This is a genomic window from Sinorhizobium garamanticum, from assembly GCF_029892065.1.
In the GTDB taxonomy this organism is placed as follows: Bacteria; Pseudomonadota; Alphaproteobacteria; order Rhizobiales; family Rhizobiaceae; genus Sinorhizobium; species Sinorhizobium garamanticum.
Map to the genome: position 1 here is coordinate 2,176,669 of NZ_CP120373.1, position 17,961 is coordinate 2,194,629.

14 protein-coding genes are annotated in these 17,961 nt (G+C 64.1%); 4 read left to right on the forward strand and 10 right to left on the reverse strand.

Annotation, left to right across the window (positions count from 1 at the left end; all coding sequences use genetic code 11):
- Positions 1 to 108: 108 nt before the first annotated feature.
- Positions 109 to 1,629, forward strand: coding sequence for a helix-turn-helix transcriptional regulator (locus PZN02_RS10120; protein WP_342394694.1), 1,521 nt, complete (start codon positions 109 to 111; stop codon positions 1,627 to 1,629).
- Positions 1,630 to 1,782: 153 nt separating this feature from the next.
- Positions 1,783 to 2,946, forward strand: coding sequence for a sensor histidine kinase (locus tag PZN02_RS10125; protein WP_280657876.1), 1,164 nt, complete (start codon positions 1,783 to 1,785; stop codon positions 2,944 to 2,946).
- A gap of 37 nt (positions 2,947 to 2,983) precedes the next feature.
- Here PZN02_RS10125 and bioB read toward each other — a convergent pair whose 3' ends face one another.
- The 7 genes from bioB to PZN02_RS10160 all read right to left on the reverse strand — a co-directional run bounded on the left by bioB (position 2,984) and on the right by PZN02_RS10160 (position 12,207).
- On the reverse strand, positions 2,984 to 3,967 hold the full coding sequence (gene bioB / locus PZN02_RS10130) for a biotin synthase BioB (RefSeq protein WP_280657877.1): 984 nt from the start codon (positions 3,965 to 3,967) through the stop codon (positions 2,984 to 2,986).
- Positions 3,964 to 4,527 (reverse strand): biotin transporter BioY, encoded by a 564-nt coding sequence (locus tag PZN02_RS10135; protein WP_280657878.1) that lies wholly within the window; start codon positions 4,525 to 4,527, stop codon positions 3,964 to 3,966. The genes bioB and PZN02_RS10135 overlap by 4 nt, the downstream gene beginning before the upstream one ends.
- 99 nt (positions 4,528 to 4,626) lie before the next feature.
- Complete coding sequence (locus PZN02_RS10140; RefSeq protein ID WP_280657879.1) at positions 4,627 to 5,283, reverse strand: GntR family transcriptional regulator; 657 nt, start codon at positions 5,281 to 5,283, stop codon at positions 4,627 to 4,629.
- Positions 5,280 to 5,441 (reverse strand): cupredoxin domain-containing protein, encoded by a 162-nt coding sequence (locus PZN02_RS10145; protein ID WP_280657880.1) that lies wholly within the window; start codon positions 5,439 to 5,441, stop codon positions 5,280 to 5,282. The genes PZN02_RS10140 and PZN02_RS10145 overlap by 4 nt, the downstream gene beginning before the upstream one ends.
- 133 nt (positions 5,442 to 5,574) lie before the next feature.
- On the reverse strand, positions 5,575 to 6,513 hold the full coding sequence (locus tag PZN02_RS10150) for a DUF2493 domain-containing protein (protein ID WP_280657881.1): 939 nt from the start codon (positions 6,511 to 6,513) through the stop codon (positions 5,575 to 5,577).
- A gap of 307 nt (positions 6,514 to 6,820) precedes the next feature.
- The gene (locus tag PZN02_RS10155) at positions 6,821 to 7,879 is read right to left on the reverse strand and encodes a DUF7146 domain-containing protein (RefSeq protein ID WP_280661450.1); all 1,059 of its coding nucleotides are present in this window, start codon (positions 7,877 to 7,879) and stop codon (positions 6,821 to 6,823) included.
- Positions 7,879 to 12,207, reverse strand: coding sequence for a strawberry notch family protein (locus tag PZN02_RS10160; RefSeq protein WP_280657882.1), 4,329 nt, complete (start codon positions 12,205 to 12,207; stop codon positions 7,879 to 7,881). The genes PZN02_RS10155 and PZN02_RS10160 overlap by 1 nt, the downstream gene beginning before the upstream one ends.
- A 248-nt stretch (positions 12,208 to 12,455) precedes the next feature.
- Between PZN02_RS10160 and PZN02_RS10165 the strand changes: the two genes are divergently transcribed.
- Entirely contained in the window at positions 12,456 to 12,851 is a 396-nt protein-coding gene (locus PZN02_RS10165; protein ID WP_280657883.1) for a thermonuclease family protein, read from the forward strand.
- A 49-nt stretch (positions 12,852 to 12,900) separates the two neighbouring features.
- Here PZN02_RS10165 and PZN02_RS10170 read toward each other — a convergent pair whose 3' ends face one another.
- From PZN02_RS10170 to PZN02_RS10180, 3 genes are all read right to left on the reverse strand, one after another.
- Positions 12,901 to 13,134 carry a DUF6117 family protein gene (locus PZN02_RS10170; RefSeq protein ID WP_280657884.1) on the reverse strand — a complete coding sequence of 78 codons (234 nt, stop codon included), beginning with the start codon at positions 13,132 to 13,134 and terminating at the stop codon, positions 12,901 to 12,903.
- The gene (locus tag PZN02_RS10175; protein ID WP_280657885.1) at positions 13,131 to 13,547 is read right to left on the reverse strand and encodes a hypothetical protein; all 417 of its coding nucleotides are present in this window, start codon (positions 13,545 to 13,547) and stop codon (positions 13,131 to 13,133) included. The genes PZN02_RS10170 and PZN02_RS10175 overlap by 4 nt, the downstream gene beginning before the upstream one ends.
- A gap of 85 nt (positions 13,548 to 13,632) precedes the next feature.
- A complete protein-coding gene (locus tag PZN02_RS10180) occupies positions 13,633 to 15,762 on the reverse strand; it encodes a ParB/RepB/Spo0J family partition protein (RefSeq protein WP_280657886.1) in 2,130 nt (709 codons plus the stop codon).
- Positions 15,763 to 16,328: 566 nt separating this feature from the next.
- On the opposite strand from PZN02_RS10180, the gene PZN02_RS10185 reads away from it, so the two are divergent.
- Entirely contained in the window at positions 16,329 to 17,942 is a 1,614-nt protein-coding gene (locus PZN02_RS10185; RefSeq protein ID WP_425336235.1) for a putative bifunctional diguanylate cyclase/phosphodiesterase, read from the forward strand.
- Positions 17,943 to 17,961 lie beyond the last annotated feature (19 nt).

The window sequence follows — 17,961 nt, forward strand, 5'->3', positions numbered from 1 at the left end:
CTGCCTGGGCGCTGGTGCACCGATTGGCATTTTTGAAGCACGTGCTCTGCCTGCGGGATGAGGTGCGTCGCGTGACGGTAGGTAGGAGGAACCCTCTGGATGAATCAAATGGCGCCAGATCGAGTCGCGTTGCAAAGCCAGGTCAATCGGCGTCAGCTGCAGACGATTATTGCGGGGCTTGGCGAGGGCATCATTCTTATTGATCCCCAGGACGGTATCGTCTGGGCGAACGAGAGTGCGCTTGCACTTCACAATGTCTCGGAACTCTTGGAGCTTGGTGTATCCGCGGCCGATTATCGTGAGCGTTTCGAGCTGAAATACCGGAACAACCACGTTTTGGGTGCGGACCAGTATCCCGTCGATCGCCTCCAGGCGGGAGAGGAATTTCGTGACGTGATTGTCGAACTGGGACGGACGTCTTCAGGCGCGACAGAAGATCGACGACGGGTTTTGCAGTTTCGCGGCTTTGCCCTTCCCGACGCGAAGGGCAACCCGGAGTCATACGTTCTGGTTATCGAGAACGTTACTGAGAAGATCAGCGCCGAAGACCGGTTCGAGCGGACATTTGCGGCCAATCCCGCGCCGGCGATCATCTGCCGCTTGTCCGATCTGCGTTATGTCAGGGTCAATGCGGGCTTTTTGGCGATGGCGAGCTATAGCCGGGACGACCTCATCGGTCGGTCCGCCTATGAGTTCGACGTTTTGGAGAACGCGGAAAAGAAGGATGTCGCGCTCGCCAGTCTTCGCGACGGCCGGACTATTCCGCAAATGGAATCGACGGTTCGACTTCCCGACGGAAAAACCAAAGCCGTCATCGTTGCCGGCCAGCCGATCGAGATCGGTGAAGAGAAATGCATGCTCTTCACCTTCATCGACATGGAGCCTCGCAAGCATATGGAGGACGCTCTGCGCCAGAGCGAGGAGCGCTTCGCCCGGTCGTTCAGGCTGACGCCGATTCCAACGATGCTGTCGACACGGGACGGCTTGCGCATTTTGGATGTCAACGACGCCTTCAAGACTGTGCTCGGCTATGAACCGGCAGAGGTGATCGGGCGAACGAGCGCCGAACTGCCGATCTGGGTGGACAAGGCCGCGCGCAAGCACCTCGAAAGTGAGATCCAGGCGTCCGGCAGCTTACGCAAGGTCGAGGTGCAACTGCGCACGCCCCACGATGAAGTGCTCGACTGCCTCATCTCCGCAGAGACGGTCAGCATTCAGGACGAGGAATGCGTCCTGACGGTCATCCAGGACATCACCGAGCGCAAGCGCTCGGAAGAGGAGCTTATCGCGGCGATCGAGGCCGTGATGCAGGACACCTCCTGGTTCAGCCGGACGATCATCGAGAAGCTCGCTCTTCTTCGTCGCCCTGGCTCGTCAGGCAAGCCGGAAGCAAGTCTATCTGATTTGACCCCGCGGGAACTCGAGGTACTCGGGCTCATGTGTCAGGGGCTCACCAATGCGGCGATCGTGAAGAAACTGGGTGTGACGCAGAATACCGTACGCAATCACATCGCTCGAATCTACGTGAAGATCGATGTGCATGACAGGGCAGGCGCTGTCGTGTGGGCGCGCGAGCGCGGCTTTACTGGAAACCACAAACCAGGCCCGGTGCGGCCGGGGCCGCGCTGAATGATGCAAATGTACTATGCTGCATGATCTGACCGGGTCTAGGGCGTAGGGCCGCAGAGCCGTAGTGAACGACTGCGGACACCCAAGGAGAGGTGCGTAGAGTTCGGCCACTCCTTCCTTCGGCGATGTGCGCGCGTTGGAGGGGCAGGTTTCGTGCGGCAAGCTCAAGAATTGAAAGAAAATCGTCTCGGCCTTTCGGATCGTTATGATGTCGCGGTTACTTCGGCTGCGCCGGCATTCGACGAAATCGTCGGGTTGGCGACAGAAGTGTGCGACGCGCCCGTCGCCACGATCCATTTTGTCGATGAGGGTGATCAGTGGATTCAGGCGGCTACCAGCCTGCGCGACGAGGATAGCGCCGATCCAGGCAGTATTTGCGCGTTAGCGCAGCCCTCAGATGAGGTCATCGTCGTTCGGGACCTCGTAACGGATGCGCGGTTCAGGAACTATCTGCGAACGCACCCGGCAAGCTCGGTGCGCTTTTACGCGGCGGCTTCACTTGTTGCTCCGGACGGGACCTATGTCGGTGCCCTTTGCGTGCTCGATCGGCAGCCGCGCGATCTGAGCGACAAGCAGCGGTCTCTGTTGAAGGCGTTGGCCCGCCGTGTGATCACCGAGCTCGAGCTGCGGCGGTCGCTTGAAGCCGAGCGCGTGGCGCGTCGTGATGCGGAACAGCTCTTGATGGAAAAGGATCGGCTGCTGGCGCAGAACCATGTGCTCATGCAGGAAGTCGATCACCGGGTGAAGAACTCGCTGCAATTGGTGTCGAGCATGCTGACGCTGCAAGCACGCCGGCTCACCAACATCGAGGCTGCGCTTGCGATCAAGGAAGCACAGCGCCGAATTGCAAGCGTCGCGGCCGCGCATGACCAACTCTATCGAGCCTCAGGCAGCGACAGGGTCGACATGTCGGTGTTCCTTGAGGGCATTTGTGGAGCGCTCGCAGCTCACCGGCCGAGCAATGTCGATGGCATTGAAGTCCGTGCTCAACCGATCGAATTTGGTTCGAAGCGGGCGATGAAGACGGGAATGCTCGTCGCCGAGCTCGTGATGAACGGCTTGAAGCACGCTTATCCGGCAGATCGCCACGGCAGCATCAGAGTCGAGCTCTGGTCAACGGGGTCGATCGCTCGCCTGACGGTGAGCGATGATGGCGTTGGCCTACCGAGCGACTTCAACAACGAAGACAGCCCCGGACTCGGCATGCGCCTGATCCGGTCAATCGTCGATCAGTTTGGAGGGACGCTTAGGGTCGAGGCGGGGCATGGTGCTCGTGTGGTGGTCGATATCCCGAAGAACGGCGCGAATGCTGGGTAGCAGCACGCGCCGATAGATAGATCGCTTTTGGTCCCTGTCACGCACTGGAGACCGACACGTCCGCGTGCCGCTGCACACCTATCGCCGCTAGCAGCCCTGCGTCTTCGCCGAGACCGGCGTTGGGCGTCGTCAGCAGTGTATCGCCATAGAAGATCGAATTTGCCCCGGCGACAAGGCAAAGGATCTGCGCTTCCCGGCTCAGGGCGGCGCGTCCGGCCGAAAGCCTCACGACAGAAGCCGGCATAACGAGCCGGGCTGTTGCCACCATGCGCACAAGTTCCAGCGGGTCGATCCGCGGCCGCGCGGCGAGCGGCGTACCGCTCACCGGCACGAGCGCGTTGATTGGTACGCTCTCCGGGTGAGGATCGAAATTGGCGAGAACCTGGAGCATGGCGGCGCGGTCTCGCCCGCTCTCGCCCATCCCTATAATGCCCCCGCAGCAGAGCTCAATGCCGGCCGCGCGCACCGTCGCCAGTGTTTCAAGCCGGTCCTGATAGGTGCGGGTTGTGATGATGCGGCTGTAGAACTCGGGACTGGTGTCGAGATTGTGGTTGTAGGCTGTCAGCCCCGCCGCCGCGAGGCGCGCGGCCTGGTGGGGCTTGAGCATGCCGAGCGTCACGCAAGCTTCCATACCGAGGGCTCTGACGCCCTCGACCATCTCGATGACGGCATCGAATTCCTTGCCGTCGCGCACCTGACGCCAGGCGGCTCCCATGCAGAACCGCTCCGCCCCTGCCGCCTTGGCAGTCGCCGCCAAAGCGACGACCTTTTGCGGGTCCATCAGCCTGTCGCGGGTGAGTTCGACTTCGCGGTGATGGGCCGATTGCGGGCAATAGGCGCAATCTTCAGGGCATCCCCCGGTCTTGATCGAGAGCAGACTCGCCTTTTGGACCCTGTTGGGATCGTGGTGGAGGCGGTGGACGGTGCTGGCGCGGCCGATCAGCTCTAGGAGCGGCAGCTCATGCAACGCTTCGATTTCCTCGACGGTCCAGTCGTGCCGGATGCTACTGTCGTCGGTCATTGCGAGGCCTCCCGCAGCGGTGCAGGAAGCAGGCCGAATCCGACAGCGACAACGACGATCTTGACCAGATCGCCGAGAAGGAAAGGCAGAACGCCAACGGCGAGAAGTTGAGCGGCCGGGATATAGAGCGCGAGCCACGCGACGCCGAATGCATAGACCACGGAGATACCGATCAGCATCGCAGCAAGACGCCCGAGTAGCCTCTTGCCGGACGCCAGCCATCCCACCAACCAGGATGCAATGAGGTAGCCAGCGAGATAACCGCCCGTCGGGCCAACCATATAGGCAAGACCGATGCCCCGTTCCGGCGATCCGGAGAAAACGGGAAACCCAAGGGCGCCGGCGACGAGATAAGCGAGGAAGATCGACACGGCGATACGGGGACCGAAATAGACGGTAAATGCCATGACCGCCAAGGTGTGGAGCGTCATGGGAACCGGCCAGAACGGAACCTGGATTTTTGCGGCCAACGTCATCAGGGCGACGCCGGCGAGAACGATGAAACAGGTTCGGGCTATTTGTGCCCGATGCTCGACAAGCCTTGCGGCAGCGGCGACCATGTGAACTCTCCTGAATTATAGATAATTATTCGATTCTATCGCTAGATAGAGTCCACAAAAGGATCGAGAGTTCAAGTCATCCGACAGATAATAGATAATTCAGCCGCGAGCGACGACTTTTCCCGCCGGGGCGTGCCGCGGCTTCTGGCCGACCCATTGAACATGGCGGGCTAGCACCGAAGCGGCGGCTTCCACGTCTCCAGCACGCAGGCCGGCAAGGATCGCCCGGTGATCGCGGTCGGTCGGCGCGTCCCATTCTGCTCGCCAACCGGAGAACAGGAAACGCGCACTGGCCGCATGCAGGTCGTCGATTGCCTTGAGGAGGCGAGGCATCTTGCAAGGGGTGAGGAGGATACGATGGAAGGTGCGGTTGGCCTCTTCCCAAGCCTGCACATCGCCCGCACGATCGCCGGCCCTTGTGGCTTCCTCGGCCTGATCAAGAATGGCTTTTGTCAGGTGCGGGGCAGCATTGCGTAGCGCGAGCACTTCGAGCGCTGCGCGCATTTCTGCGACCTCGCGAACATCTTCAAGACTGAATTCGGCGACGCGCACGCCCTTGCGGGGCTCACTCACCACCAGACCCTGCGCTTCGAGGCGACGGAACGCTTCGCGCACGGGCACGTGGCTGGCGCCGAACTCCTCGGCAATGTGGTCCTGTCTTAGTTTACTGCCGGCCATAATTGCGCCCGAGACAATGCGGTCGGCGAGCGTGCGGCTGATCCGCACCGCGATGGTGTCGTCCTTTGCTGTCGTCATATTTTATAGATAATTCGTGAACCGCGTTCCGTCGAGCCGAATGTGGTGGCCACAGGGATGACGCCGACCATCGGCATAATGATGAGGGTGACGGAGAAAGTCTCGTCGAGCTTTCTCTTCCAGGGCTCCGCGCCGTCGGGCGTGCTGTAGGACATCATGGCCGCTGTCTTCCGGCACGGGGGTCACGATGTCACCCGGTTCCGCGGCGGCGCGCGCCTCGTGAGTCAAACTCGCCTGGGAAGCCGAGGCTTCAGCGAATCAGATGAAGTCGTCGCGAGCGAAGGGCGGCGCTCACGCGCCGCCCTTCTTACGGAAGTCGAAGCAGCGGATGCCGAGCTTTCTCGCCTTGTCGGCGAGATTGTCCTGGATGCCGGTGCCCGGGAAGATGATGACGCCGATCGGGAGGACGTCGAGCATGGCGTCGTTGCGCTTGAAGGGCGCCGCCTTGGCGTGCTTCGTCCAGTCGGGCTTGAAGGCGATCTGCGCGACGTTGCGATGATCGGCCCAGCGGGCAGCGATGCGTTCGGCGCCCTTGGGGGATCCGCCATGCATCAGCACCATGTCCGGGTGCTTCGCGTGGACCCGATCGAGCGTGCCCCAGATCAGCTGATGATCGTTGAAGTCGAGGCCTCCGGTGAAGGCGATCTTCGGACCGGGTGGCAGCATCACCTGGGTCTCGGCGTGCTTCTTCGCGGCCAGGAAGTCGCGGCTGTCGATCATCGCGGCCGTCATCGCCCGGTGATTGACCATCGATCCGGAGCGCGGGCGCCAGCTCGAGCCGGTGTGGCGCTCGAACTGCTCGGCGGCCTGATCGCGCATGAGCTCGAAGGCGTCGCGGCGTTCGAGGAGAGTCTGGCCCTCAGCAATGAGGCGCTCGAGGTCGTTGGATTTGACTTCGCTGCCGTCCTGTTCCCGCTGGCTGCGGCGCTGCGCCTGCTCGTTGTCGTCGAGCTCGCGTTCGATCCGCTCGGTGGCGCGGTGGAAGAGATTGACCGTCGACCACAGCAGGTCCTCGAGGTCGGGTTCGAGCCGGGTGTCGCTGAGGCTCACGATCAGCGCGTCGAAGATGTCGGCCACCGCGCCGGCGACGATGTTGCCTTCGGGGAGAGGCCGTGGATCCGGCTCGTCTTCGAAGGGACGGTAGCCGTAGAGCTGGAGTTCGTTGAGGACATGGTCGGTCGGGGATGAGGCGTGATGCGGCTCATAGCTGTCGTCCTGCTCGCTCGTCATGGGATGCTCCTTCGTCGGTGTGACCGCGACCCTCGCGGCCTTCATGGCGACGGAAGCCCACGGGCGGGCCGGACGGGCAGCCCGAGCGAAGCGAGGGCCATGATGGCTAAGGCCGAATATTTTGCTTCGCGCTGCAAAGGCCCGGGAGGGCCGGCGGAAAATAGTCGGCCGCCGCCATTGCCTGGCCGGCCCGCTTGTGGGCCGCTCGCCCTCTCGAAGGCCCGGGTCGCAGCCCTCTCCGGCGAGACTGGGCAACCGGGCGATGAAGGGGACGCGAAGCGCAGCGCCCCCTCGTTCCCATTACCGGCTATGCCGCCAGCGCCATGAAGCGGGCGACGTCCTCGGCTGCGAGTTGCGTCCGGATCCCCGCCCGCAGGGCATCGACGCCAAGCTGCCGGAGATCCTCGTTGAAGTCGCCACGTGCGGGCGACAGGACGATCGTGTCGATCCCGACCGCCTGGGCCCGTTCGATCAGGCAGTCACGCGCCGCATCGCCGGCCGGATCGTTATCGCGGGCGATGTAGAGCCGGCGGAGCAGCGGGCCGAACAGGAGCGCGGAGAGATGCGCGGCCGAGAGCGCGGCTGTCATCGGCATGTGCGGCAGCACCATGCGCAGCGAGAGCATCGTCTCGATACCTTCGCCGGCCGCCATCACGCTGCCGGCGACATCAAAGCGGACGGCGTGCCCGAGAAGATCGCCCATAGCGCGGCGTGGCGTGTCGATCGGCGCCTTGCCGAGTCGGAGGGGGTGGAACCCGTCGGGATCGAGCCAGGTGCGATGCGCGCCGGTGATGCGCGCATCGAGATCGGTAACCGCGGCGATCATTGCCGGCCAGGTTTCGGTCGGCGCGTGTTCATCGGCCCGATGGTAGCATTGGGGGTGGTAGCGCAGGCTTCCGGTTCCGTGCAGAGCCGTAATGCCGCGAGTGCGCAAATACGTCTCGACGAGCGTGCCGGGAATCGGTCGTGACATGGCGAAGAGCCGACGTGCTGCTTCGGGAGACCGGCCCGGCGCCGGGGCCGATCGGTGCCTGGGCGATGGGTCCAGATCTGATCGCGGCAGGCTGAGGAAGGCGCGAGCCTCCTCGGCAACATCCTTGAAATCGACGAAGCCGCAGCTCTCGCGGATCACGTCGAGCAGGTCGCCATGTTCTGCCGTGGCGGCGTCGGTCCACTTGCCGGCCGCGCCCTTGCCGGATGCCGGGCCTTTCAGGCGCACGAACATCGAGCGGCCGGGCGTGTTGCGGACGTCGCCGACGAGCCAGTAATTGCCCTCGCGATGGCCGGCGGAGAGATAATGGCGGCACACCGCCTCGGCCTCCCGGCCGAGACGCTGTGCGAGTTCGGAGGCGTCGAGGCGAGCCATCATGCAGCCTCCCGCTCACCGATGCGCTCGATCGGATAGCGCTCGAGCACCTTCGCGAGGATCGCAGGGCCGCTCGCATCAGTCGGCACGAACATGCGCAGCTTCCACGAAATGATCTCGTGGAAAAGGCCGTAGGCGCTGAGGCGCTCGCGCATGGTGTCGGAAAAGCCGGAGAGCTCGATCCGGTGGGCGCCCATGACGCGGACGCGGCGGAGCTGCAGGCCCTCGGTGAGATCGAGGACGGTGCGCCCCTCCATCAGCGCCGTGAAGGCCCCGTCCGGTGAGAGGCTGGACCCGCCGGTGACGCAGGCGGTCGCCGCCCAGGCCGGGGAGACGCGGCGGCCGATGATGCGCTCGCCCGAGTCGGTCTGCAGGCGATAGACCCGCGTCGACTCGTTCGGCAGGCGCTTCCAGATCGGCAGGAGCAAGCCGCTGACGATGTGGATCGTGCTGTCGGTGAATGCGGGCACCGATGACACTTCGCGCTCCCACGCCAAGGCAAAAGCGGTACGATCGGCCTCGACCCAGCGGGTCTCGCCCATCAACGCAACGGGAATGTTCTGCTGCTCCATCGGCCGGATGAGCCGGACGCGGCGTTCGATCTCGCCATCGTCGAGCATCATGCTCGTGGTCGGGATCTGCACGGCTGCCCGCCCCGATCGCTCGTTGACGAGCAGGACGGCGCGCGGATCGTCGAGATGGCGCAGCGCATCGAACAGTGTGGCAGGCCGGTTGCGTTCGCGCTGCGTGATCGTCAGAAGCCGGGTCTCGGCCGACGTGCCGGGATGGGAGTAGATCGTCTGCTGGTCGGTGACGACAAAGCTCTCGGCTGTCAGCGTCTCCAGCCCGACATCATAGACGCCGGATGCGATTGCGCCTTCGATCCGCTTCGTAAGCAGCTGCTCGAAGGCGGTGAACAGGATGTTCTGGAGGTCGATGGTGAGCGCGAGCAGCCGGTTGAGGAAGGTGGTGATCGGCGGAAGCTCGTCCTTGATGCCATTCGCATCGGTCAGCTTGAGCCCAGTCGTCTCCTCGAACATCTGCAAGGAACAGCCATCGACCTTGCCCTTGACCAGCAGCAGATAGAGCTGGCGCAGCGCGTCATGGGCATAGTGGCTCTCCAGATTGTCCTCGGGCCGGAACAGGCCCTGGCCGCCCGTCTGGCGCTGGCCCTTGGTGATGGCGCCGAGCGTGTCCAGCCGGCGGGCGATGGTGGAGAGGAAGCGCTTCTCCGCCTTCACGTTGGTGGCGATCGGCCGGAAGAGCGGCGGCTGCTGCTGGTTCGTGCGGTTGGTGCGCCCGAGTCCCTGGATGGCGGTGTCGGCCTTCCAGCCCGGCTCGAGCAGGTAGTGCACGCGCAGACGCCGGTTCTTCGCGGAGAGCTCGGCGTGATAGCTGCGGCCGGTGCCGCCGGCGTCGGAGAAGACCAGAATGCGCTTCTCGTCATCCATGAAGGCCTGCGTCTCGGCGAGGTTGGCGGAGCCGGCGCGGTTCTCGACCGCGAGACGGTCACCCTTGCGCACGATGCGCCGCGAGCGGCCCGTCACCTCGGCGACCATCTCAGTCCCAAAGCGCTGGATGATCTGGTCAAGTGCGCCGGGGACCGGCTGCAACGAGGCGAGTTTCTCGATCAGGCGGTCACGGCGCGCCACGGCCTCACGGCTCTCGACCGGTTGGCCGTCGCGATAGACGGGGCGTGAGGAGAGATTGCCCTCGCTGTCGGTGAAGGGCTCGTAGAGCTGCACCGGAAAGGAGTGGGCGAGGTAGTCGAGCACATATTCGCGCGGCGTGATGTCGACCTGGACGTCGTTCCATTCCTCGGTCGGTATTTCCGCCAGGCGACGTTCCATCAGCGCCTCGCCGGTCGAGACGATCTGGATCACGGCCGAGTGGCCCGCGGCGAGATCGCGATCGATCGAGGCGATCAGCGACGGCGTCTTCATGCTCGTGATGAGGTGCGAGAAGAAACGCTGTTTGGCGCTCTCGAACGCGCTGCGCGCCGCAGACATGGCCTGGGCATTGAGCGTGCCCGTCTCGCCGGTGATGTTGGCGGCCTGCATCGCCGCGTCGAGATTGTTGTGAATGATCGAAAAGGCGCCGGCATAGGCGTCGTAGATGCGGATTTGCTCGGGCGTCAGCTCGTGCTCGACAAGCTCATATTCGACGCCTTCATAGGAGAGCGAGCGCGCGGCATAGAGGCCGAGCGCCTTCAGGTCGCGCGCAAGCACTTCCATGGCCGCAACGCCGCCCGCCTCGATCGCCTCGACGAATTCGGCGCGGGTGGCGAACGGAAAATCCTCGCCGCCCCAGAGCCCGAGCCGTTGCGCATAGGCGAGGTTATGCACCGTGGTAGCGCCGGTCGCCGAGACATAGACGACGCGAGCGTTCGGCAGGGCATGCTGGAGCCTGAGGCCCGCGCGACCCTGCTGCGACCCGGCCTGTTCGCCGCGTTCTCCTTTGCCGCCGGCGGCGTTCTGCATGGCGTGGCTCTCGTCGAAAATTATCACTCCATCGAAGTCGGAGCCCAACCATTCGACGATCTGGCGCACGCGCGAAACCTTCTCACCGCGCTCGTCGGAGCGTAGCGTGGCATAGGTGGTGAATAGGATGCCTTCCGAGAGTCGGACGGGCGTGCCTTGGCGAAAGCGGGAGAGCGGCGTCACAAGCAGACGCTCCATACCGAGCGCCGACCAGTCGCGCTGCGCGTCCTCGATCAGCTTGTCAGATTTCGATACCCAGACCGCGCGGCGGCGGCCCTTCAGCCAGTTGTCGAGCAGGATGCCGGCAACCTGCCGGCCCTTGCCCGCGCCGGTGCCGTCGCCAAGGAACCAACCGCGGCGGAAGCGGACGGCGTTCGGGGCGTCATCGCGCGCCGCTGCGACGACGTCGAAGGTTTCGTCGACAGTCCAGGATCCGGCGAGGAAGTCGGTGTGCGCCTCGCCGGCATAAACGACGCTCTCGAGCTGCGCGTCGGAGAGGATGCCGCCCGACATGATGTTCGCCGGCAGATGCGGCCGATAGCTCGGCTTGGGCGGCGCGACCGACGCCATCGCAGCCGATTGCACGAGCTTCGTTGGATGCGCCTGAGAGCGGGGAATACGGATCGACTGAAGAGCGTATCCCTCATAAAGCGCATCGGTGAGGCGGTCGCTCTCGCCCGGCGTCCAGTCGATCGTCTCATAGGCGAGCTCGATGCCTTCGGGCTCGGCGATCGTCGGCGGCACCACCAGCCGCGTCAGGACGGAGCGGGCCGGTTGCGGCCGAGCCGCGCGCATAGCCGCGGGCACGACGACGGGTGAGGTCACAGCCGGGCGCGGTGGCACGAGCCTTGTGACCCAGTCGAGCAGCGTCGCGACGTCGGGAGCCATGCCGGGCGACGATGGAAATGCCGTCGGGTTCTCACCCGGCATCTTGTCGATGACGGTCAGGCGGGTCTCGATCGTGGTGCCGTGGCGGGCGTAGACAGAGCCGGCGATCGCCGCGGTGAAAACGACGCTACCGCGTTCCTGCAGGCGGACGAATGCGTCACGCCAGGCGGGCGCCTCTGGCGAGAAATTCGCCCCGGTAATCGTGACGAGCCGGCCGCCATCGGCGAGGCGCGCGAGTGCTGAGGCGATGTGGCGGTAGCCAGCGTCTGCGACGCGCCCGTCGACATGCGCCATGACCGAAAAGGGCGGGTTCATCAGGACGACGCTCGCGACGAGCGCTGGATCAAGATAATCGTCGATCTGCGCGGCGTCGAAGCGGGTGACGGGGATAGTCGGAAAGAGAGAGGCGAGCAGGCTTGCCCGAGTCTCTGCGAGCTCGTTGAGCGCGAGCACGCCGCCGGCGATCTCGGCGAGGACGGCGAGGAGTCCGGTGCCGGCGGATGGTTCGAGCACACGATCTGCCGGCGTGATGGCGGCAGCGGCGAGCGCGGCATAGCCGAGCGTGACCGGCGTCGAGAATTGCTGGAAGGCCTGGGATTCTTCCGAACGGCGGGTGTGGGTCGGGAGAAGGCCCGCGATCTTGCCGAGTGCGGAAAGGCGCGCAGCCGAAGAGCCGGAACGGCTGAAAAGCGCCTTTCCGTATTTGCGCAGGAACAGGACCGTGGCCGCCTCGCAGGCGTCATAAGCGGTCTTCCAGTCCCAGGTGCCGGACGCGTCGGAGGCACCGAAGGCGGTCTGCATGGCATCGCGCAGCGCGACGGCGTCGACGCGCTCGCCGCGTTCGAGATGGGGCAGAAGGAGACGCGCGGCTTGGATCAAGGCAAAGCCCGGGTCAGTCGCGGGCGCGAGCGGTAGCGGCGCAGCCGCAACAGCGGCCGTGGAAACGGAAGAACTGGTCATGATGGGAACCTCGAGGAGAGCGGGACGGAGCGAACCGCCGGGTGCTCTCTCTCGACCCCTGCGGCTCAAACCCGTCCCGGCCGCCTCTCCCTCTTGGAGCGCGAGTGATTGATCTGCTCGCAGAGCTGGGCGATGGGTGTCGTGGGGGTTCGCTGCTGTTGCGCGCCCGATTGCGATTGAAGACGCGCCATTGTCAGAGGAGCCCTATGAGCCGAGGACCGTTGCTAGCGATCGCTGTGATCATTGGAGTGTCATCGACGCTCGCCTTTGGCGCGCCGATCGAAAACGAGCAGGTCATCATCATCGACGGCGATACGGTCGCCATTGGGAGCGAGCGAATTCGCCTGCTCGACATCGATGCGCCGGAGACGAAAGAACCGCGATGCGAAGCAGAAATGGTGCGCGGGCTGGAGGCGAAGGAGCGCCTGCGTTCCTTACTGAGATCGGCGCGCGCAATCGATCTTGATCGAAGCGGTGGTCGGGATCGTTACGGTCGCACGCTGGGACGTTTGATGGTTGATGGACGCGATGTTGGCGCCGTCCTCGTAGCGGAGGGGCTAGCCGTGCAGTGGCAGCGAGGGCACGACGCGTGGGAGGCGCGCGCCCGGCACTGGTGCAGGTTGCCCTCTGCTGCAGAAAAATAGCCGCACCGATTGCGGTCGGTGCGGCTATGCGAAGCTAATCGGTGGGAGCTTACGTGCGATCGGGCTCACTCGCAGGCGGAACGTAGGCCTCGTAGGGATTACCGTCGGCGAGATGGCCCAAGGGCGTGAAGAGATAGTCTCCGTTTTCCCATCCAACGGCGCAGATCACATAGCGCGACTCGCGGGTTTGGGCATCCGTACATTCCATGAGCGCGAGATCGCCGGCTTCTGCGGCGCGGAGCAGGGTCTGGAAATTTGCGCGCGCGTAATCCGGAATACTCATGACGCCCCTCCGGTCCCCGCAAGCGTGTCCTCGAGCCAGGCATGCGTCGAGATCCAGGCGATGGTCTCGCGTGTGCCGAGATCGAGTACATGCGCGCCACCACCGAAGGCATTGACGCGGGCGTTCGAGCAGGTGTTGGCGTACTGGAAGCCCCAGAGCCCGGTGAGCTTGAACTCCTTCGCGCAGATCAGCACGAAATCGATCACGCGCTGTGGGTCGCCCGAACCGCCGTCATGCATCCAGAGGCGCGTGCCGCCATGCTCCGGTTGGATCGAAAGGAGGAAGCCGTCCGAGGGTGGATCCTCGGCTACGCCTTCCTCGCAGAGTTGATTGTAAAGGTCGAGCGCGCGATCTCCGTTGTCGGGTGTCCCGACGTCGAGCAGACATGAAAAGCGCGTGAAATAGTCCGCCATGATGGTCTCCTGAAGTAAAAGAGCCCGGCGCTAAGGCCGGGCTTGGAAGGGGGAGGCGGCAGTTGCCGCGATGGTCAGGGGTGGATCACTCGGCGGCGATCATCTGCTCGGCAGCGTCGTCCGCGGCGGTCTGCTCATCGTCATTGGCGAGGAAGGCGGGCAACGCCTCCTCTTCGTCAGAGGTTTCGAGGGCGTCATCCGCCTCGATATCCGCCAGCCGGAGGGGTTCGGGCAGCCATCCGCTGTCGGCCAGCAGGCGTTCAGCCTCTTTGGCCATGTCGCCCTTCTTGAGGTGCTCGATGAGCTGCACCGCCCGTTCGCCCTTTGCCTCGCGGACTGCCTCGAGGATACGGGCCTTGGTGACGCGGCCGAGATAGTTGTCGGCCGTGGGCCGCCAGCCGGCCTCGACCATGTCGAGCTCGACGGCGCGCGCGAGCCGGTCAGCCTCTGCGAGACGCTGCTCGACGCCGTGCGCCGTGATCGCACCGCTCCCGTAGCGATCCGCCCGCTCGTAGAGGGCGTTGACGCCGAACGAGGCGCAGTGGGCGAACAGGGCCGCCTGCTCGTTGCCCTCAAGCGCGCTGAGCCAGTCCCAAAGCTCGGCACGGTCTTTGGGGAGCCGTTCTTCCCATGCCTTGTGCCGCGCTTCGATTGCGCGCGCCGCCAGCGTGGCCTTGAGGCCGGATGCGTGCACCGGGAAGACGGCGCTGCGCACGGAAACCTCTATGGCGACGCCGTGCGATGAATAGCGGGAGAAGGCGTCGAGGCAGAACTTGTGAAGGACCGCGAGAAACGCGACCGATGGGGTGTTTGCCAGCTTGTCGCGCAGGGCCAAAGTCCGCTCCGCGGTGAGCTCGGTCACCAGTCGGTCCGGCAGCGGCTTGAGGATTTCGTCGTCTTCCTCCTCTGCCTCGGTGCTCTGGCCGCCGATCGTGACGACGGTGCGCTGGACGGCCGGTGCGGACGGATCAGAGGGATCGGCGCCGTTCTGCTCGACCTCACCCGTTTCGCCGTCGACGGTCAGCGGCGCTTCGTCTTCCGGGCGCACATAGCCGCGGTCGATCGAGAGAGAGCCGTCAGCCTCGATGCTGACGAAGACGCCGGCACGGGCGATCTCGGCGGGATCGTAGATGACAGGGCGGTCGTCGAAGGAAGCGAGGGCCTTCTCGATCTCGCCAAGACGTTCATCGATCTCGTCGGGGATTTCGTCCGCGCCCTCATACTGTGCCTCAAGCTTGGCATATTCGGCGTTGAGCGCCTCGATCGTCGCCTGTTCCTCGGGCGAGAGATCGGTCGGAGTGCCGGCGAGTTCGCGCAGCCCGTAGGCGATGCCGTAAGGCAGGTTCACCGCCGCTTCGATCCACTTCCAGCCTTCCTTCGCAACCTCATCGGCAGCCGCCTTGAGCTTGTCGGTCACCATGCGGTCGAGCAGCGCAACATCTTGCAGCCATCCACCGTCGTCCGACTGAAAGAGATCGCGGAGGATGGCGCCACCGGCCGCTTCATAAGCATCGAGACCGACGAACTGCGCGCGCTTGTCGGAGGCGCGCACGGTGCTCTCCGTCATCATGCGCCGGATCTGGTAGGGCTCTTTCGACCAGGACTTCTGGAGCGCCTCCCAGACCTGTTCCTGACGCGCATGGTCGGAGGACACGGTGAAGGCCATCAGTTGCTCGAGCGACATGCCGTCCTCGGCATAGATGTCGAGCAGGGCGGGCGACACCGAGGCGAGGCGCAGACGCTGCTTCACGACATTGACGGTTACGAAGAAGGCCGCCGCGACCTCCTCCTCGGACTGCCCCTTCTCGCGCAGCGCCACGAAGGCACGGAACTGGTCGAGCGGGTGCAGGGCGACGCGCTGGGTGTTTTCTGCAAGCGAGTCGTCTTCCGGGAGGATGCCGACGGCGGGATCGCGCACGATGCAGGGTACGGGGGCGGTCTTGGCGAGGCGCTTCTGCTTCACCAGAAGCGCAAGGGCCTGGTAGCGCCGTCCGCCAGCAGGGATCTCGAACATGCCCGTCTCATTGCTCTCGGCGTCGAACACGGGACGCACGTTGAGACTCTGGAGCAAGCCGCGGCGGGCGATGTCCTCGGCAAGCTCCTCGACCGAGACGCCGGCTTTGATCTTCCGGACGTTCGACTGGGAGAGCACCAGCTTGTTGAAGGGGATGTCGCGCGAGGCGCTGAGGGTGATCTTCTGAACGGCAGTGGCCATGATGTCAGTCTCCGCGACGGGCGGCAGAGAGCCTCTCTCTCGACCTCCAACCCGTCGCGAAACCGGGCGCAGCCCTCTCACTCTCTTTGCCGGACACGGTGTGGCTCGACGTTCGCTGACTGAACTCGCGATCGTGGAGGTCGAGGATTGAAACGCAGAACCGACAAGTGCGGTCGGTCCGCCGACGTGCGCGGCGGGCGTTTGCAACATCTGCTCGAAATGGACGGAACATCGTTGCGGAATGCGAGCAGGCGCCGCTCCCACCGGACAGCGCGCGAATTCTCAGACACAACACGCAAAATAAGTGACGCCCCATTCACAGGACGTCCTTCGAATTTAGCGCGCCTTAACAGGCCGCGCGTGAGTCGTTGAAGTCAAAGAGCACTGTCGTGACAAAACGACAGATCGTTTGAATTGGTCTCGGCGGTCAGTGCGCCGGAAGGTTCGGGGTATTAGTTGTGTTTGAGTACGCGTGTTCTTCCTTTGGATGCGGGAATATTGTGTCGGCTCTTGCAGTCGTGGCATGCACGGCATGTTGTTTGACTTCGGCGAGGACGAGTGGCGGCGTGAAGGACAGGCCCTGGAGGATGCTCTTTGCCAATGTTGCGCTGAGCGGGGCATTGTTTGGAGCCGGTTTCGCGGTGATGCACTATTTGGGCGTTCGTTCGACAATGGTCCCAACGAGCATCGAATGGGCATCGCTCGCGCCATTCGCTCTCGTCGCAGTTAGTGCTGGGCTGAGCGGCCTTTCAATACGCGATGCGCGGGACCGCATGCAGGCGGAGGCGGACCTCTATCATCTCGCGCATCACGACTCGCTGACGGGATTGGCCAACCGCGGCAGCTTCGTCGCGCGGCTCGATCAGGAGCTTGCGACAGCGAGCTGTGTCCATAACGGCAAAGCGCTCGCGGTCCTCTGCCTCGATCTCGATCGCTTCAAGGAGGTGAATGATCTGCTCGGACATGCTGCCGGTGACGAGCATTTGCAGAGGGTCGCCCGCGCAATCCAAGGTGTCCTTTGGGACGGGCAGATGCTGGCCCGGCTGGGCGGCGATGAATTCGCAGTGATTGCGCCGGATCTGCCGGATCCGATGGCGGCGGGCAGGATTGCCGAGGACATTCTCGCCGCGCTTCGTGCGGAGAATGCTTCTTCGCCCGACAAGCCACCGATCACGACGAGCATCGGCATTGCCCTTTTTCCGACCGATGGCGAGGATCGCGAAACGCTGCTTAGCCATGCTGACATCGCTCTCTATCGTGGGAAGGCAGAAGGGCGCGACAACTATCGCTTTTTCGAAGCCGCTATGGGTGTCGAAGCGCGAGAACGGCGCCTGCTTGAGCGCGATCTGCGTCAAGCGATCACGCGCGGGGAACTGCGCGTCGAATACCAGCCCCAGAGCAGGATCAGTTCGGGCGAAGTCGTCGGATTTGAAGCGCTCTTGCGCTGGGAACATGCAGAACGCGGTGACATCGCTCCGGCGGTTTTCATCCCGATCGCCGAAGAGACAAGCGCTATTCTGGAAATCGGGAATTGGGTGCTGCTCGAGGCCTGCGCCGAAGCGGTCCGCTGGAGGAATCCGCTCCGAATTGCGGTCAATGTCTCGGCCGTGCAGTTGCACAGCGTGCATTTCGCGCGAACCGTCCACGAGGTGCTGCTCAACACTGGCCTGTCGCCAAGCCGGCTGGAGCTCGAGGTGACCGAGACCGCTTTGATCAAGGACATGAACCGCGCGCTTGCGACCCTACGCCAGGTCAAGGCGCTCGGCGTGCGCATCGCGATGGACGATTTCGGCGTCGGATTCTCATCGCTGTCGCATCTGCGCTCTTTCCCCTTCGATCTGATCAAGATCGACGGATCGTTCGTGCGTGCGGTTGAGCAGAACGAAAAGTCGGCTGCGATCATCAGGGCCGTGCTTGGGCTTGGGCGCGGACTTGGCCTGCCCGTTCTTGCGGAAGGAATCGAGACGAAAGATGAGCTCCTGTTCCTTGAGGCGGAGCGCTGCGAGGTCGGCCAAGGCTACCATCTGGGTGCGCCAGCTCCGGCGGCGGCCTTTAGTCACTTGACCCTTCGGGACGCCGATGACGGAATTGCGGTTGCCAGCGAGAAGCCGCGCTGGGGAAGCAAGGCGACGCGACCGCATCGACAAGCGCTCCAAAGCAGCACCGCCGGTAACCGCTGATGCTGCAAGAAAGGGTCCG

Coding starts and splice junctions, on each gene's coding strand:
- PZN02_RS10170 (WP_280657884.1), bottom strand. CDS start 13,134: ATGAGTATTCCGGATTACGCGCGCGCAAATTTCCAGACCCTGCTCCGC.
- PZN02_RS10150 (WP_280657881.1), bottom strand. CDS start 6,513: ATGACGAGCGAGCAGGACGACAGCTATGAGCCGCATCACGCCTCATCC.
- PZN02_RS10140 (WP_280657879.1), bottom strand. CDS start 5,283: ATGACGACAGCAAAGGACGACACCATCGCGGTGCGGATCAGCCGCACG.
- PZN02_RS10145 (WP_280657880.1), bottom strand. CDS start 5,441: ATGATGTCCTACAGCACGCCCGACGGCGCGGAGCCCTGGAAGAGAAAG.
- PZN02_RS10180 (WP_280657886.1), bottom strand. CDS start 15,762: ATGGCCACTGCCGTTCAGAAGATCACCCTCAGCGCCTCGCGCGACATC.
- PZN02_RS10160 (WP_280657882.1), bottom strand. CDS start 12,207: ATGACCAGTTCTTCCGTTTCCACGGCCGCTGTTGCGGCTGCGCCGCTA.
- PZN02_RS10175 (WP_280657885.1), bottom strand. CDS start 13,547: ATGGCGGACTATTTCACGCGCTTTTCATGTCTGCTCGACGTCGGGACA.
- bioB (WP_280657877.1), bottom strand. CDS start 3,967: ATGACCGACGACAGTAGCATCCGGCACGACTGGACCGTCGAGGAAATC.
- PZN02_RS10135 (WP_280657878.1), bottom strand. CDS start 4,527: ATGGTCGCCGCTGCCGCAAGGCTTGTCGAGCATCGGGCACAAATAGCC.
- PZN02_RS10155 (WP_280661450.1), bottom strand. CDS start 7,879: ATGGCTCGCCTCGACGCCTCCGAACTCGCACAGCGTCTCGGCCGGGAG.
- PZN02_RS10120 (WP_342394694.1), top strand. CDS start 109: ATGGCGCCAGATCGAGTCGCGTTGCAAAGCCAGGTCAATCGGCGTCAG.